This is a genomic window from Burkholderia sp. RF2-non_BP3 (assembly GCF_001522185.1).
GTDB classification, from domain to species: Bacteria; Pseudomonadota; Gammaproteobacteria; order Burkholderiales; family Burkholderiaceae; genus Burkholderia; species Burkholderia diffusa.
In genome coordinates, this window is the sequence record NZ_LOSU01000040.1 from 33253 (window position 1) to 49434 (window position 16182).

13 protein-coding genes are annotated in these 16182 nt (G+C 67.2%); 10 read left to right on the plus strand and 3 right to left on the minus strand.

Annotated features, from left to right (window positions below):
- Positions 1–85: 85 nt before the first annotated feature.
- From WS45_RS21270 to def, 3 genes are all read left to right on the plus strand, one after another.
- Positions 86–1381 carry a cell division protein ZipA C-terminal FtsZ-binding domain-containing protein gene (locus WS45_RS21270; protein ID WP_059701557.1) on the plus strand — a complete coding sequence of 432 codons (1296 nt, stop codon included), beginning with the start codon at positions 86–88 and terminating at the stop codon, positions 1379–1381.
- A 175-nt stretch (positions 1382–1556) separates the two neighbouring features.
- Positions 1557–3632, plus strand: a complete 2076-nt coding sequence (gene ligA, locus WS45_RS21275) for an NAD-dependent DNA ligase LigA (RefSeq protein ID WP_059529314.1) — start codon at positions 1557–1559, stop codon at positions 3630–3632.
- A complete protein-coding gene (gene def / locus WS45_RS21280) occupies positions 3629–4162 on the plus strand; it encodes a peptide deformylase (protein WP_059511077.1) in 534 nt (177 codons plus the stop codon). Before ligA ends, def begins: the two co-directional genes overlap by 4 nt.
- Before the next feature lie 97 nt (positions 4163–4259).
- Here the strand turns inward: def and WS45_RS33825 are convergent, their stop codons facing one another.
- The 3 genes from WS45_RS33825 to map are packed head-to-tail and all read right to left on the minus strand — an operon-like array spanning position 4260 to position 9611.
- Positions 4260–6143, minus strand: a complete 1884-nt coding sequence (locus WS45_RS33825; RefSeq protein WP_082721994.1) for a pseudouridine synthase — start codon at positions 6141–6143, stop codon at positions 4260–4262.
- 16 nt (positions 6144–6159) lie between these two features.
- A complete protein-coding gene (locus WS45_RS21290; protein WP_059701559.1) occupies positions 6160–8736 on the minus strand; it encodes a [protein-PII] uridylyltransferase in 2577 nt (858 codons plus the stop codon).
- A 59-nt stretch (positions 8737–8795) separates the two neighbouring features.
- Complete coding sequence (map, locus tag WS45_RS21295; protein WP_012328760.1) at positions 8796–9611, minus strand: type I methionyl aminopeptidase; 816 nt, start codon at positions 9609–9611, stop codon at positions 8796–8798.
- Positions 9612–10000: 389 nt separating this feature from the next.
- On the opposite strand from map, the gene rpsB reads away from it, so the two are divergent.
- The 7 genes from rpsB (at position 10001) to WS45_RS21330 (ending at position 16177) form a co-directional block, all read left to right on the plus strand.
- Positions 10001–10741 (plus strand): 30S ribosomal protein S2, encoded by a 741-nt coding sequence (rpsB, locus tag WS45_RS21300; RefSeq protein ID WP_006483818.1) that lies wholly within the window; start codon positions 10001–10003, stop codon positions 10739–10741.
- A gap of 162 nt (positions 10742–10903) precedes the next feature.
- Positions 10904–11785, plus strand: coding sequence for a translation elongation factor Ts (tsf, locus tag WS45_RS21305; protein WP_034188848.1), 882 nt, complete (start codon positions 10904–10906; stop codon positions 11783–11785).
- A 156-nt stretch (positions 11786–11941) separates the two neighbouring features.
- Entirely contained in the window at positions 11942–12655 is a 714-nt protein-coding gene (pyrH, locus tag WS45_RS21310) for a UMP kinase (RefSeq protein WP_011885142.1), read from the plus strand.
- A 102-nt stretch (positions 12656–12757) separates the two neighbouring features.
- Positions 12758–13318, plus strand: a complete 561-nt coding sequence (gene frr, locus WS45_RS21315; RefSeq protein WP_006752152.1) for a ribosome recycling factor — start codon at positions 12758–12760, stop codon at positions 13316–13318.
- Between the two features lie 49 nt (positions 13319–13367).
- Complete coding sequence (gene uppS / locus WS45_RS21320; protein WP_006758563.1) at positions 13368–14150, plus strand: polyprenyl diphosphate synthase; 783 nt, start codon at positions 13368–13370, stop codon at positions 14148–14150.
- Entirely contained in the window at positions 14144–14965 is an 822-nt protein-coding gene (locus WS45_RS21325) for a phosphatidate cytidylyltransferase (protein ID WP_059529320.1), read from the plus strand. Before uppS ends, WS45_RS21325 begins: the two co-directional genes overlap by 7 nt.
- Before the next feature lie 15 nt (positions 14966–14980).
- Positions 14981–16177: a 1-deoxy-D-xylulose-5-phosphate reductoisomerase gene (locus WS45_RS21330; RefSeq protein WP_059529323.1), complete on the plus strand. Its 1197-nt coding sequence runs from the start codon at positions 14981–14983 to the stop codon at positions 16175–16177.
- The last annotated feature ends 5 nt before the right edge of the window (positions 16178–16182 follow it).

Genomic DNA, 16182 nt, shown 5'->3' on the forward strand with positions numbered 1-16182 from the left:
CGTTTGACGAAACCGGACCGCGTTCGCGCGGCGCATGGGCGCCCGTTCGCGAGTCCGACGAACAAGAATTGCTGATGGAGCGTGCATGGACGAGTTGACACTCGGATTGATCGGCGCGGGCGCCGTCGTGGTGGGCGGCGTCGTGGTCTACAACGCGTGGCAGGGCGCGAAGGTGCGGCGCAGGATGCCGCGCCCGATGCCGGAAGAGACGGCCGAGGCGATGAATCGCCCCGAGCGCGACGAAGAGCTGCCGTTCATCGAGCCGGTGCGCCAGCCCGTGCGCCGCGAATCCGCGGCGCCGGCACCGGCCGCCGCTGCCGCGAGCGCATCGGCCGACGCCGCGCGCGTCGAGCCAACCTTCGGTGGTGTGGCGCCTGCCGACACGCCGGCCGACCTGCAGGCCGAGGCCACCGGCGTCGACGCGCCGTCGGCGTCGACCGAGTCGGCCGAGCAGGCCGTCGACGAAGGTGCGGTCGCCGCCACGCAGGAAGCACCGGCCGCGGATGCATCGAACGAACCGGCCGAACCCGTGCTGCCCGCCGCGACGACGATTTCGTCGGCGCCGCCCGCGATCGTCGACCGCCGGATCGACTGCATCGTGCCGATTCGCCTCGGCGCGCCGCTGCCGGGCGACAAGATCCTGCCGGTCGCGCAGCGGCTGCGCCGTGCGGGCAGCAAGCCCGTGCATATCGAGGGCAAACCGGAAGGCGGCCAGTGGGAACTGCTGCAGAACGGCGTGCGCTATGAAGAGCTGCGTGCCGCCGCCCAGCTCGCGAACCGCAGCGGCGCGCTGAACGAACTCGAATTCTCCGAATTCGTGACGGGCGTCCAGCAGTTCGCCGATGCGATCGACGGCGCACCGGAATTCCCGGACATGATGGAGACGGTCGCGATGGCGCGCGAACTCGACGGCTTTGCCGCGCAGTGCGACGCGCAGTTGTCGATCAACGTGATGTCGGACGGCGCGCCGTGGTCGGCGAACTACGTGCAGGCCGTCGCTTCCCAGGACGGGCTGCTGCTGTCGCGCGACGGCACGCGCTTCGTGAAGCTCGATGCGAAGCAGAACCCCGTGTTCATGCTGCAGTTCGGCGACACGAACTTCCTGCGCGACGACCTGACCTACAAGGGCGGCAACATGATCACGCTGGTGCTCGACGTGCCGGTCGCCGAAGAGGACATCCTGCCGTTCCGGCTGATGTGCGACTACGCGAAGTCGCTGTCCGAGCGGATCGGCGCGCGGGTCGTCGACGATTCGCGCCGGCCGCTGCCGGAATCGACGCTGGTGGCGATCGACCAGCAACTCATGAAGCTGTACGCGAAGCTCGAGGAAGCGGGCATCCCGGCCGGTTCGCCGGTCACGCGCCGCCTCTTCAGTCAGTAAACGCGTTTCACGGGCGACGGCCTGCGGGTGCCGTCGCCCGTTGTCGCTGCAGCGCCGCACACACATCGTCCGTGTGCACTGCAACGCGCCTGCGCGGCACGCATCGCGCGCCCCCGCCGCGGCGTCAAACTGAGATAATCGAACATCCGATTTTTCAGAGCGAATTGCCGCCAGCATGGCCCGAACCCAAGCCGAACCGCCAGCCAGCCACCCCGACGCGCGTGCCGCGTGGCTGCGCGATCAACTCGAGCGGGCGAATTACGCCTATTACGTGCTCGACCAGCCGGATCTGCCCGACGCCGAATACGACCGGCTCTTCGGCGAGCTGCAACAGCTCGAAACCGATCATCCCGAGCTCGTGACGCCCGATTCGCCGACGCAGCGCGTCGGCGGCGAAGTGGCGAGCGGTTTCACGCCGGTCGTCCATGACGCGCCGATGCTGTCGCTGAACAACGGCTTCGCCGACGAGGACATCGCCGCGTTCGACAAGCGCGTCGCCGATGCGCTCGGCAAGACGACCGATCTTGCCGGCTCGGTGACGGATCCCGTCGAATACGCATGCGAGCTGAAGTTCGACGGGCTCGCGATCTCGCTGCGCTACGAGCACGGCGTGTTCGTGCAGGCATCGACGCGCGGCGACGGCACGACCGGCGAGGACGTGACGGAGAACGTCCGCACGATCCGCTCGATCCCGCTGAAGCTGAAGGGCGCGCACGTGCCCGCCGTGCTCGACGTGCGCGGCGAGGTGCTGATGTTCAAGCGTGATTTCGCACGCCTGAACGAACGCCAGCGCGCGGCCGAGCAGCGCGAATTCGCGAATCCGCGCAATGCGGCGGCCGGCAGCCTGCGCCAGCTCGACCCGAAGATCACCGCGCAGCGTCCGTTGTCGTTCTTCTCGTACGGGATCGGCGTGCTCGACGGGATGCCGATGCCGGACACGCACAGCGCGCTGCTCGACTGGTACGAGTCGCTCGGCCTGCCGGTGAACCGCGAACGCGCGGTCGTGCTCGGCGCCGACGGCCTGCTCGGTTTCTTCCGCAAGGTCGGCGAGAAGCGCGAATCGCTGCCGTACGATATCGACGGCGTCGTCTACAAGGTCAACCGGCGCGACGAGCAGGACCGCCTCGGCTTCGTGTCGCGCGCGCCGCGCTTCGCGCTCGCGCACAAGTTCCCCGCGCAGGAAGCATTGACGAAGCTCGTCGCGATCGACGTGCAGGTCGGCCGCACGGGCGCGATCACGCCGGTCGCGCGGCTCGAGCCGGTGTTCGTCGGCGGCGCGACGGTAACCAACGCAACGCTGCACAACGAGGACGAAGTGCGTCGCAAGGACATCCGGATCGGCGATACCGTGATCGTGCGGCGCGCGGGCGACGTGATTCCCGAAGTCGTCGGCGCGCTGCTCGACCGCCGGCCGGCCGATGCGGCCGAGTTCGTGATGCCGACCGAGTGCCCGGTATGCGGCTCGAAGATCGAGCGCCTGCCCGACGAGGCGATCGCGCGCTGCACGGGCGGCCTGTTTTGCCCGGCGCAGCGCAAGCAGGCGCTGTGGCACTTCGCGCAGCGCCGCGCGCTCGACATCGACGGGCTCGGCGAGAAGATCATCGATCAGCTCGTCGAGCTGAACCTCGTGCGCACGCCGGCCGACCTGTTCAATCTCGGTTTCGCGACGCTCGCGGAACTCGACCGGTTCGCCGAGAAGTCCGCACAGAATCTGCTCGACTCGCTCGAAAAGGCGAAGCACACGACCCTCGCGCGCTTCATCTACGGGCTCGGGATCCGCCATGTCGGCGAATCGACCGCGAAGGATCTCGCGAAGCATTTCGGGTCGCTGACGCCGATCATGGACGCGTCGATCGAGGAACTGCTCGAAGTGAACGACGTCGGGCCGATCGTGGCCGAGTCGCTGCACCAGTTCTTCGCGGAAGAGCACAACCGCACGGTGATCGAGCAGTTGCGCGCGCCCGGCAAGGTCACGTGGCCCGAAGGCCCGCCCGCGCCGAAGGCGCCGCAGGGCGTGCTCGCCGGCAAGACGGTCGTGCTGACGGGCACGCTGCCGACGCTCACGCGCGACGCGGCGAAGGAGATGCTCGAAGCGGCGGGCGCGAAAGTCGCGGGCTCGGTATCGAAGAAGACGGATTACGTGGTCGCGGGCGCTGACGCCGGCAGCAAGCTCGCGAAGGCCGAGGAACTCGGCATCCCCGTGCTGGACGAAGACGGACTGCACCAACTCCTGGAGGGCAACACGCCATGATTCGCGAGATCCTGAAGATGGGCGATCCGCGCCTGCTCGAAGTCGCCAAGCCGGTCGAGCGGTTCGATACCCCCGAACTGCACGAGATCGTCGCGGACATGTTCGAGACGATGCATCACGCGAACGGTGCGGGGCTTGCCGCGCCGCAAATCGGCGTCGGTCTGCAGATCATCATCTTCGGCTTCGGCAGCAACAACCGTTATCCGGACGCACCGCCCGTGCCCGAGACGGTGCTGATCAACCCGAAGCTCGAGTACATGCCGCCGGACATGGAGGAGGGCTGGGAGGGCTGCCTGTCGGTGCCGGGCATGCGCGGCGTCGTCAGCCGCTATGCGAAGGTGCGCTACAGCGGCTTCGATCAGTTCGGCGCGAAGCTCGACCGCGTCGCCGAAGGCTTCCACGCGCGGGTCGTCCAGCACGAATACGATCACCTGATCGGCAAGCTGTATCCGATGCGGATCACCGACTTCACGCGCTTCGGCTTCACCGAAGTGTTGTTTCCGGGGCTTGATCCGGCCGACGACGACTGACCGTCATGCGGCCGCGCGCGCCGTCGCCGTATCGAAACGCAAAAAGCCCGCTTGCGCGGGCTTTTTGCATTGCGCGGCACGCAGTGCGTGCCCGCCGTCAGAACGACTCGTCAGCCGACAGATAGCGCCATTGCCCTTGCGGCAACGCGCCGAGCATCACGCGGCCCATCCGCACGCGTTTCAGACCGATCACTTCGAGACCGACCAGTTCGCACATGCGGCGGATCTGGCGCTTCTTGCCTTCGCGCAGCACGAAACGCAGCTGTTCGCCGTTCTGCCAGCTCACCATCGCGGGCTTCAGCGGGACGCCGTCGAGCTCGAGACCGTGGCGCAGCTTCGCGAGCGATTCCGCGGGGAAGTGCTGGTCGATGTCGATCAGCCGTTCGCCGAAGCGCACGCGCACCAGATATTCCTTGTCGATGTCCGACTGCTCGCCGATCAGTTGCTTCGCGATCCGGCCGTTCTGCGTCAGCACGAGCAGGCCGGTCGAATCGATGTCGAGCCGCCCGGCCGGCGCGAGCGCATGCAGATGCTGCGGCGAGAAGCGCAGTTGCGAGCGGTCGCCGCTCCACTGGTTCGCGCGCGTGATCAGTACCGATGCCGGCTCGTAGCCGTCTTCCGCCTGACCCGACACGTAGCCGACCGGCTTGTGCAGCAGGATCGTCACCTGCGCGGCCTGCGCGGCGCTCGCGCGTTCGTCGATCTCGATCTTCTGGTCCGGGCGGACCTTGGTGCCGAGCGTGTCGATGCGTTCGCCGTCGACGAGCACCCAGCCCTTTTCGATCCATTCGTCCGCTTCGCGGCGCGAGCACAGGCCGAGTTCGGACATGCGCTTCGACAGGCGCATCAGGCCCGTTTCGTCGCCGTGGTCGACGTCGGCGGCGCGGCGCTTGACCGGTTGCGCGGTCTTCAGCGCGGCGCCGGTCGAGCGGCGTTCGGTGCCGCTACGTTCGTTGTCGCGTGCGGGGCGCGCCGGACGGTCGGACGATGTGCGGCGTTCGCCGAAGCTGCGCTTTTCGCCTGCACCGGCTGCCTTGTCGCGGTAGGGTGCGCGTGCAGCGCCTTCGACGCCTGCGCGGCGCGGGCGCGCATCGTCGTCATTGCGACGGGCCGGGCGGTCGGATGTCGTGCGGCGTTCGCCGAAGCTGCGCTTTTCGCCTGCGCCGGCTGCTTTGTCGCGGTAGGGCGCACGTGCGCCGCCTTCAGCGCTTGCGCGGCGCGGGCGTGCATCGTCGTCGCTGCGGCGAGCCGGGCGGTCGGACGACGTACGGCGTTCGCCGAAGCTGCGCTTTTCGCCTGTGCCGGCTGCCTTGTCGCGGTAGGGCGCACGTGCGCCGCCTTCAGCGCTTGCGCGGCGCGGGCGCGTATCGTCGTCGCTGCGGCGAGCCGGGCGGTCGGAGGACGTACGGCGTTCGCCGAAGCTGCGCTTTTCGCCTGCGCCGCCTGCCTTGTCGCGGTAGGGCGCACGTGCGCCACCTTCAGCGCTTGCGCGGCGCGGGCGCGTATCGTCGTCGCTGCGGCGAGCCGGACGGTCGGACGACGTACGGCGTTCGCCGAAGCTGCGCTTTTCGCCTTCACCGGCTGCCTTGTCACGATAGGGCGCACGTGCACCGCCTTCGGTGCCCGCACGGCGCGGCCGCGCATCGGGCTTGCCGTCGGTGCCGCGATACGGACGGGCGTCGCCGCGTTCGGCGCGGCCGCCAGGCTTCGCGTCACTGCGATAGCCGCGCTCGGCGCTGCCGTCACGCGGCGCGCGCTTTGCCGGAGCGCGTTCCGCACCCGGGCCCTCCGCGCCGCGCGGCTTGAACGCACGCTCACCGGCGGCAGTCGGTGCGGCGGCCTTCTTCGGGCGCGGCGGCTTGTCGGCCGCGGACGGCGCGGCGGGGCGCACCGCCTTGCGGGCGACGAGGCTGCCGGAGCGGACAGGTGCGCGGGTCGGCGACGCCGGCCGCGGATTCTTGACGGTCAATTTGGTGCGCATAAACGCTGGGATTCATTCAGACTGCGATCGCGCGCAGCAATTCGGTTTCGAGCTGGATCTGCAAGCGGTTGTCGGACAGGCCGGCACCGTCGAGCAGGAAGATGTCCTCGACGCGTTCGCCGAGCGTATTGATCCGCGCCGCGTGGACGCCGACCCGATGCTCGGCCAGGACGCGCGCGATCGAATAGAGAAGGCCCGGCCGGTCGTTGGCGGACACGGACAGGATGTAGTACTGACCGCGCTCGTCGGCCCGGAGGTCGACGCGCGGCGTAATCGGAAACGTCCGGGACAGCCGCGACAGGCGACCCTTGGACGGCTCAGGCAGTGACGCGGTGTCGGCAAGGCGCGTCGCGAGTTGCTGTTCGACGAGATTCGCGATGTCGCGGTAGCGTACGTCGCGTTCGGTCTGCGTGACGATGAAGTTGTCGAGCGCATAGCCGTGCCGCGTTGTGCTGACGCGCGCATCGAGCACCGACAGCCCGTTGCGGTCGAAGTACGCGCAAATGCCCGCGAAGAGGTCGGGGCGGTCCTTCACGTACACGAGCACTTGCAGCGCGTCGCCGATCGGCGACGGCCGCGCGCGGACGATCGCGGTTTCGGCGTTCACGTGCCGGTACAGCACGCGCGTCTGCCATGCGATGTCGGCCGCGTCGTGGCGCAGGAAAAAGCCGATGTCGAGCTGATCCCACAGCGCGCGGTGCGCGTCGTCGGGCACGGTCTCGAGGCGCAGCAGCGCGAGCGCCTGCTCCTGCCGCGACTTCAGTTCCGAATGCGCGTCGGGATTGGCGCCGCCGAGCACCGCCAGCGTGATCCGGTAGAGGTCTTCGAGAAGCTTGCCCTTCCACGTGTTCCACACCTTCGGGCTCGTGCCGCGGATATCGGCGACGGTCAGCAGGTAGAGCGCGGTGAGGTAGCGCTCGTTGCCGACGACTTCGGCGAAGCGCTTGATGACCTCCGGGTCGCTCGTGTCCTGCTTCTGTGCGACCTGGCTCATCGTCAGGTGATGCTGGACGAGCCACACGATCAGCGCCGCGTCGTCGCCGGCGATCCCGTGCTCGCGGCAGAAACGCCGCGCGTCGGCCATCCCGAGCGTCGAGTGGTCGCCGCCGCGGCCCTTCGCGATGTCGTGGAACAACGCCGCGACATACAGCACCCACGGGCGCTCGAAATTGCCGATCAGCTGGCTGCAGAACGGGTACTCGTGCGCGTGCTCGGCCACCGCGAAGCGGCGAATGTTGCGCAACACCATCAGGATGTGCTGGTCGACCGTGTACACGTGGTAAAGGTCGTGCTGCATCTGGCCGACGATGCGGCGGAAATTCAGCAGATAGCGGCCGAGCACGCTCGTCTGGTTCATCAGCCGGAACGCATGCGTGATGCCTTCGGGCTGCTGCAGGATCTGCATGAACGTGCGGCGGTTCTGCGGATCGCGCCGCCACGTGTCGTTCATGATCTCGCGCGAGTTGTACAGCGCGCGCAGCGTGCGGGCGGACAGACCCTTCACGCCACGGGTCGCCTCGTACAGCAGGAACGCTTCGAGGATCGCGTCCGGATGGCGTTCGAACACGCCGTCGTCGACGATCTCGAGCATGCCCTGCTTCTCGACGAAGCGATCGGGCGACAGCACGCGCGTGATGCCGCTCGTCGCGGGAAACAGCTGCGCCTCGATGTTCTGGATCAGGATCGTCGCCAGCTGCGTGACCGCTTTCGCGGCCCAGTAGTAACGGCGCATCAGCTGCTCGCTTGCGCGCTTGGCCTGCGTCGGCTGGTAGCCGAAGCTCTCGGCGGCCTGCGTCTGCAGGTCGAACACGAGCATGTCCTGGCGGCGGCCGGCGATCACGTGCAGCCGCGCGCGCAGCGTCTTCAGGAATCCTTCGTTGCGGCGCAGCTCGCGCGCCTCGCGATCGGTGATGAGGCCGCGTGTGTCGAGCTCGCGCCAGCTGCTGCCGAAGCCGGCCGCGCGCGCGATCCAGAGGATCGTCTGCAGGTCGCGCAACCCGCCGGGGCTTTCCTTCACGTTCGGCTCGAGGCTGTACGGCGTGTCCTGGAACTTCGCGTGGCGCTGGCGCATCTCGAGCACCTTCGCGGTGAAGAACGCGCGCGCGTCGAGCGCCTCGTGATACCGCACGGTGAAGCGCTCGAACAGCGCGGTGCTGCCGACGATGCGGCGCGCCTCGAGCAGTGAGGTCTGCACGGTGACGTCCTGCGATGCTTCCTCGATGCATTGGGCGACCGTGCGCACGCTGCTGCCGATCTCGAGGCCGAGATCCCATGCCATCCCGATGAAGCGCTCGATGCGTGCGTCGAGCGCCGCGTCGAGCGCATCGGGCAGCAGCACGAGGATGTCGACGTCGGAGTAGGGCGCGAGCTCGCCGCGCCCGTAGCCGCCGACGGCGACGAGTGCGAGCGTCGCGGGCAGCCCGCAGTCGTCCCACACGCGCTTGAGCACGTCGTCGGTGAGTTTCGACAGTGCGTGCATCAGCGACGCGACGTTCGTCGCGCTGCGAAAGCGCTCGAGCATGTCGGCCTTGGCGGCCTTGAATTCGGCGCGCCGCGACAGCGCTTCGGGCGAGGGGGCGGCGTGAGCGCTCATGGGCGGGCCGTTCAGGTCAGCAGGTCAGGGGCGGGCGGGGCGGCCTGGCGCGGCGGCGCTCAGACCGCGGCGGCCGGTTGCGCGAACACCGGCCGCGCCGGCGTGCCGGCGGACACGGTCAGCACCTCGTAGCCCGTCTCGGTGACGAGCACCGTGTGCTCCCACTGCGCGGACAGGCTGCGGTCGCGCGTCTTGACCGTCCACTGGTCGGGCATCGTGCGGATATCGCGCTTGCCGGCGTTGATCATCGGCTCGATCGTGAAGATCATCCCGGCCTTCAGCTCGATGCCGGTGCCCGGACGGCCGTAGTGGACGACCTGCGGATCCTCGTGGAACACCGTGCCGATGCCGTGGCCGCAGTATTCGCGCACGACGCTGTAGCCCTGCGCCTCCGCATGCTTCTGGATCGCGTAGCCGATGTCGCCGAGGTGGGCGCCGGGCTTGACCTGGTCGATGCCGAGCCACATGCACTCGTAGGTGGTCTGTACGAGGCGCTTCGCGAGGATCGAGCCCTCGCCGACGATGAACATCCGGCTGGTGTCGCCGAAGTAGCCGTTCTTGATCACGGTGATGTCGATGTTCAGCGCGTCGCCGTTCTTGATCACCTTCTCGCCCGGAATGCCGTGGCAGATCACGTCGTTGACGGAGATGCAGGTGGCCTTCGGGTACGGCGGATAGCCGGGCGGCTGATAATTCAGCGGCGCGGGGATCGTGCCCTGCTCGTTGAGCATGAATTCGTGACAGAGCCGGTCGAGTTCGGCGGTCGTGACGCCCGCGACGACGTGCGGCGTGATGAAGTCGAGCACTTCGCTCGCGAGACGGCAGGCGACGCGCATCTCGGCGATGTCGTGTTCGTTTTTGAGCGTAATAGCCATCGAGGTATGCCTGGAATGCGGTGAATTGACGGATTATCGCACCTTATGGCGGGCCTCGCAGCCCCTGCCGGCGGTGCCGATGCGGGTTTTCGCGGATTGTCCGGCCGACTGCCGCGCGGCAAGCGAAAGTGCCGGGCGACTTGAGAGCCGACAAACCGGCGTGCTATACTCTCTGGCTAAGTCGACATCCAAATGCCGAACATGCCCGTCATCGGGCGGTGCAGGGCGGCATGGCGATGAAAGGCTTGCGGCACGGGCATTTTCGCACGTGCCGAATCGCAAGCCGGCGCAACCAGGGTGCCGGCCGCGCGGAACGAGGGTCCTTCGGGGCGCGTTCGCGCGGCGGGTACGGCAGCCGGCTTAAGACCCAACCCTCGTGGAGAATTTACATGGCAGTCACGATGCGCCAAATGCTGGAAGCGGGTGTCCACTTCGGTCACCAGACCCGTTTCTGGAACCCGAAGATGGCTCCGTTCATTTTCGGTCACCGCAACAAGATTCACATCATCAACCTCGAAAAGACGCTGCCGATGTTCACGGACGCACAGAAGTACGTGCGCCAGTTGGCAGCGAACCGCGGCACGATCCTGTTCGTCGGCACGAAGCGTCAGTCGCGTGACACGATCGCCCAGGAAGCGCAGCGCGCGGGCATGCCGTACGTCAACGCACGCTGGCTCGGCGGCATGATGACCAACTTCAAGACGCTGAAGGTTTCGATCAAGCGCCTGAAGGACATGGAAGCGGCAGTCGAGGCAGGCGAGCTCGAGAAGATGAGCAAGAAGGAAGCGCTGCTGTTCGAACGCGAAATCGCCAAGCTGCAGAAGTCGATCGGCGGCGTGAAGGACATGGGCGGCATTCCGGACGCAATCTTCGTCGTCGACGTCGGCTACCACAAGATTGCCGTGACGGAAGCGAACAAGCTGGGCGTGCCGGTCATCGCCGTGGTCGATACGAACCACTCGCCGGAAGGTGTGGATTACGTGATCCCGGGTAACGACGACTCGAGCAAGGCAGTCGCGCTGTACGCCGAAGGCGTGGCCGACGCGATCCTGGAAGGCCGTGCGAACGCGGTCAACGAAGTGGTCCAGGCAGCGCGTGGCGACGACGAGTACGTCGAGGAAAACGCGTAACTGGCCCCGAGCCGGCGCAAAAAGGGGGCTCTCAACAGGCCCCCTTTTTTTAAGCTTGTGCGCCGGACCTGATCGCGCCGAATCGGCGCGGGTCCGGAAACGATTTTCGGCCGTTCGCGTCCAAGCGGGCGGCGTTGTGAATACAGACTCAAGGAGCGAATGATGGCGGCAATTACCGCAAGCATGGTGGCAGAACTGCGCGCAAAGACCGACGCACCGATGATGGAGTGCAAGAAGGCGCTGACGGAAGCCGACGGCGATCTGGCCAAGGCTGAAGAGCTGCTGCGCGTGAAGCTCGGCAACAAGGCGAGCAAGGCGGCATCGCGCGTGACGGCCGAAGGCGTCGTCGCATCGTTCGTCGGCGGCAACGCGGGCGCGCTGGTCGAACTGAACTGCGAAACCGACTTCGTCGCGAAGAACGACGACTTCCTCGCATTCTCGAAGACGGTCGCGGAACTCGTCGCGACGCAAAACCCGGCCGACGTGGCAGCGCTGTCGGCACTGCCGCTCGACGGCTCGACGGTCGACGCAGTGCGTCTGGCCCTGATCGGCAAGATCGGCGAGAACGTGTCGATCCGCCGTTTCGTCCGTTTCGAAACCGCGAACAAGATCGCAACGTACCTGCACGGCGCGCGTATCGGCGTGATCGTCGAGTACACGGGTGCGGAAGAGCAGGTCGGCAAGGACGTCGCGATGCACATCGCCGCGATGAAGCCGGTCGCGCTGTCGTCGGCCGACGTGCCGGCGGAGCTGATCGAGACGGAGCGCCGTGTCGCCGAGCAGAAGGCTGCCGAATCGGGCAAGCCGGCTGAAATCGTCGCGAAGATGGTCGACGGCAGCGTCCAGAAGTACCTGAAGGAAGTGTCGCTGCTGAACCAGACGTTCGTGAAGAACGACAAGCAGACGATCGAGCAGATGCTGAAGGCAGCGAATGCGGCAGTGCAGAAGTTCGCGCTGTTCGTCGTCGGCGAAGGCATCGAGAAGCGCCAGGACGACTTCGCCGCCGAAGTGGCCGCGCAAGTCGCAGCAGCAAAGCAGCAGTAAGCAGTCAGGCAGTATCCGCGGCGGGCGTCCGCTCCGCCGCGGCCGGCGGCGCCGCCGGCCGGCCGGGAACCCCCGTCCGACCGTCGGTGCTTGCCCGAATCAGTATTTCGCCCCTACAGTTCGTGGTTGTCATCCTCTCGTCGCTCGGAAGCCCCTATGTCCAATGCCTATAAACGCGTCCTCCTCAAACTCTCCGGCGAAGCGCTGATGGGCGACGATGCCTTCGGCATCAATCGCGCGACGATCGAGCGGATGGTGGCGGATATCGCCGAAGTCGTGGGTCTCGGCACGCAGCTCGCGGTCGTGATCGGCGGCGGTAACATTTTCCGCGGTGTCGCGGGCGGTGCGGCCGGCATGGACCGCGCGACGGCCGACTACATGGGGATGCTGGCGACGATGATGAACGCGCTGGCGCTGCAGGACGCGATGCGTCACGCCGGCATCGTCGCGCGCGTGCAGTCCGCGCTGCGCATGGACCAGGTCGTCGAGCCGTACATCCGGCCCCGCGCGATCCGCCAGCTCGAGGAAGGCAAGGTCGTGATCTTCGCGGCCGGCACGGGCAACCCGTTCTTCACGACGGACACGGCCGCCGCGCTGCGCGGTTCGGAAGTGGGCGCCGAGGTCGTGCTGAAGGCGACCAAGGTCGATGGCGTATATTCTGCCGATCCGAAGAAGGATCCGTCGGCCACGCGCTACACGACGATCAGCTTCGACGAGGCGATCAGCCGCAATCTGCAGGTGATGGACGCGACGGCCTTCGCGCTGTGCCGCGACCAGAAGCTGCCGATCCGCGTGTTTTCGATCAACAAGCCGGGCGCGCTCAAGCGTATCGTGCTGGGCGAGGACGAAGGTACGCTCGTCCACGTGTAAACTCCCGCGGATGCGGGCAAGCGGCGTGGGTCGCCGGCCGCGGTGCGTGGCGCGCCGGGCGGGGCCCGCGTTCTTTGAAGGTTGGAAGGTTTGGAGGTTGAAATGAGTGTCGCTGATGTCAAGAAGGGCGTAGAGCAGAAGATGCAGCGCTCGATCGAAGCGTTCAAGAACGATCTGGCGAAGATCCGTACGGGCCGTGCGCATACCGGTCTGCTCGATCACGTGCAGGTCGACTACTACGGTTCGATGGTGCCGATCTCGCAGGTTGCGAACCTGACGCTCGTCGACGCACGCACGATCGGCGTGCAGCCGTGGGAAAAGAACATGGTCGCGAAGGTCGAGAAGGCCATCCGCGAAGCGGATCTCGGCCTGAACCCGGCGACGGCCGGCGACCTGATCCGCGTGCCGATGCCCGCGCTGACGGAAGAGCGTCGCCGCGAGCTGACCAAGGTGGTCAAGAGCGAAGGCGAAACGGCCAAGGTCGCGATCCGTAACCTGCGCCGCGACGCGAACGAAGCGCTCAAGAAGCTCGTGAAGGACAAGGAAATCTCGGAAGACGACGAGCGCCGTGCGAGCGACGACGTGCAGAAGCTGACCGACAAGCACGTTGCCGAAGTCGACAAGCTCGTGCAGAGCAAGGAAGCCGAGATCATGACGGTCTGACGACCGTCCTCGCGCGCCGCCTTCTTCCCGCATTACTGTCTCAACGGCCATGACCTATACCAGCTCTACCGTTCGCGTGCCTGACGTCGGCGCCGTGCCGCGTCATATCGCGATCATCATGGACGGCAACGGCCGTTGGGCGACCGAACGCCGCTTGCCGCGCGTCGCGGGGCACACCCGCGGCGTGGATGCCGTGCGGGCGGTGGTCGAAGGCTGCGCGCGCGCCGGCGTCGAATATCTGACGCTGTTCGCGTTCAGTTCGGAAAACTGGCGCCGGCCGAACGACGAAGTGTCGTTCCTGATGCGGCTGTTCATCACCGCGCTCGAGCGCGAGATCGGCAAGCTGCATGCGAACGGGATCCGCCTGCGGGTGGTGGGCGATCTCGAGCGCTTCGAGCCGCGCATCCGCGAACTGATCCGCCGTGCCGAAACCAAGACGGCGCGCAACACCCGTCTCACCCTGACGATCGCCGCGAACTACGGCGGCCGCTGGGACATCCTGCAGGCGACGAAGAAACTCGTCGAGCAGGCCGTGCGCGAGGGACGCGAGGTCGACGTGACCGAAGACGCGTTCGCGCCGCACCTGGCGATGGCCTATGCGCCGGAGCCCGATCTCTTCATCCGCACCGGCGGAGAGCAGCGCGTCAGCAATTTCCTGCTGTGGCAGCTCGCATACGCCGAATTCTATTTCACCGACAAATACTGGCCCGACTTCGACGGCGCGGCGCTGGCCGACGCGATCGCGTCGTATACCGAGCGCGAGCGCCGTTTCGGGCGCACCAGCGCGCAGCTCGAACCCCAATCGCAGAACGCCGATTCCCTTTCATGCTGAAGACCCGTGTGATCACGGCGGTCGTGATGCTGGCAGTGTTGCTGCCGGTGACGCTGTTCGCGCCGCTCGCCGCGTTCGGCGCGCTGATCGGCGTCGTGCTCGTGTTCGCCGCGTGGGAGTGGGCGCGCCTGCTCAAGCTCGGCGCGACCGGCTCGGTCGTCTACGCGATCGTCGCGGCGCTGGCGCTCGCGGCGACCGCGCCGCTCGGCGTCGAAGCCACTTCGTCCCGTCCCCTTTTCATGGCGGCCGGCGTGTTCTGGCTGCTGGTCGGCCCGTTCTCGCTGCGGCGCAAGCCGGAGCTCGCGGGCGGCGTGTGGCGGCCGTTCCTGCTCGCGGCCGGGCTCGTGGTGTTCGCGGCCTGCTGGCATGCGGTCGTCGCGGCGCGCGCGCAGGGCGTTGCGTTCGTGCTGTCGCTGCTTCTGGTCGTCTGGCTGGCCGATATCGGCGCATACTTCGCGGGCAAGGCCTTCGGAAAGCGTAAACTGGCCGTGACGATCAGTCCCGGCAAGAGCTGGGAAGGCGCGATCGGCGGCTGGTTCGCCGTGATGGTCGTCGCGGGTGTCGCGATGGCCGCGCACTGGTTCGAGCCGACCCTGTTTTCCGCATTCGCCGCGCGCTACGGGATGCCCGGCGCGTGGGCCGCGCTGACGCTGCTGGTCGTCTACAGCGTGATCGGCGACCTGTTCGAGTCGCTGCTCAAGCGTCAGGCGGGCGTGAAGGATTCGAGCGGCCTGCTGCCCGGTCACGGTGGCGTGCTCGACCGCGTCGACGCGCTGCTGCCGGTGCTGCCGCTCGCAATGCTGCTGCTTGGTTAAACCACTATTTCTGCTATGCAAAAACGTCTGACACTGCTCGGTTCCACGGGCTCGATCGGAGACAGCACGCTCGACGTGGTCGCCCGCCATCCCGAGCGTTTCTCGGTCTACGCGTTGACCGCGCACCGCAACGGCGACAAGCTCGTCGAGCAGTGCCTGCGCTTCGCACCCGAAATCGCGGTGGTCGGCGATGCGAGCACGGCCGCGCACGTCGAGGCGAAATTGCGCGCGGCGGGCAGCAAGACCACGGTGCTGTACGGGCCGCAGGCGCTCGTCGACGTGTCGAAGAGCGATGGCTGCGATACGGTCGTCGCCGCGATCGTCGGCGCGGCCGGCCTTGCGCCGAGCCTCGCGGCCGCGCGCGCCGGCAAGCGCATCCTGCTCGCGAACAAGGAATCGCTCGTGATGTCGGGCGCGATCTTCATGGACGCCGTGCGCGACCATGGCGCGATCCTGTTGCCGGTCGACAGCGAACACAACGCGATCTTCCAGTGCATGCCGCGCGACGAGAACGAGCACGGCGGGATCTCGAAGATCATCCTGACCGCGTCGGGCGGCCCGTTCCGCACGCGTGAGCCGGCCACGCTCGTCGACGTGACGCCGGACGAAGCATGCAAGCACCCGAACTGGGTGATGGGCCGCAAGATTTCCGTCGATTCCGCGACGATGATGAACAAGGGCCTCGAAGTCATCGAGGCGCACTGGATCTTCGGCCTGCCGGGCGACCGGATCGACGTGCTGATCCACCCGCAGAGCGTGATCCATTCGCTCGTGTCGTACCGCGACGGCTCGGTGCTCGCGCAGCTCGGCAACCCCGACATGCGCACGCCGATCGCGCACGCACTCGCGTTCCCGGAGCGCGTCGACGCCGGTGTCGACCAGCTCGACCTCGCGCAGATCGCGCAGCTGTCGTTCGAGAAGCCCGACTACACGCGCTTCCCGTGCCTCGCGCTCGCGCTGAAGGCGCTTGAGGAGGGCGGTATCGCGAGCGCCGCGTTGAACGCGGCGAACGAAATCGCGGTCGAAGCATTTCTCGAGCGCCGGATCGGCTTCATGGCGATCGCGGCGACGGTCGATGCGGTGCTCAACGCACTGCCGAATCGTAACCCGAACGGGCTCGAAGACGTCCTTGCGGCGGACGCCGAGGCACGCCGCCTCGCCGCCGAGATCATTGCGAAAGCGCCTGCGCCACGCGTGGAGCGCGCTGTCTGAATGAG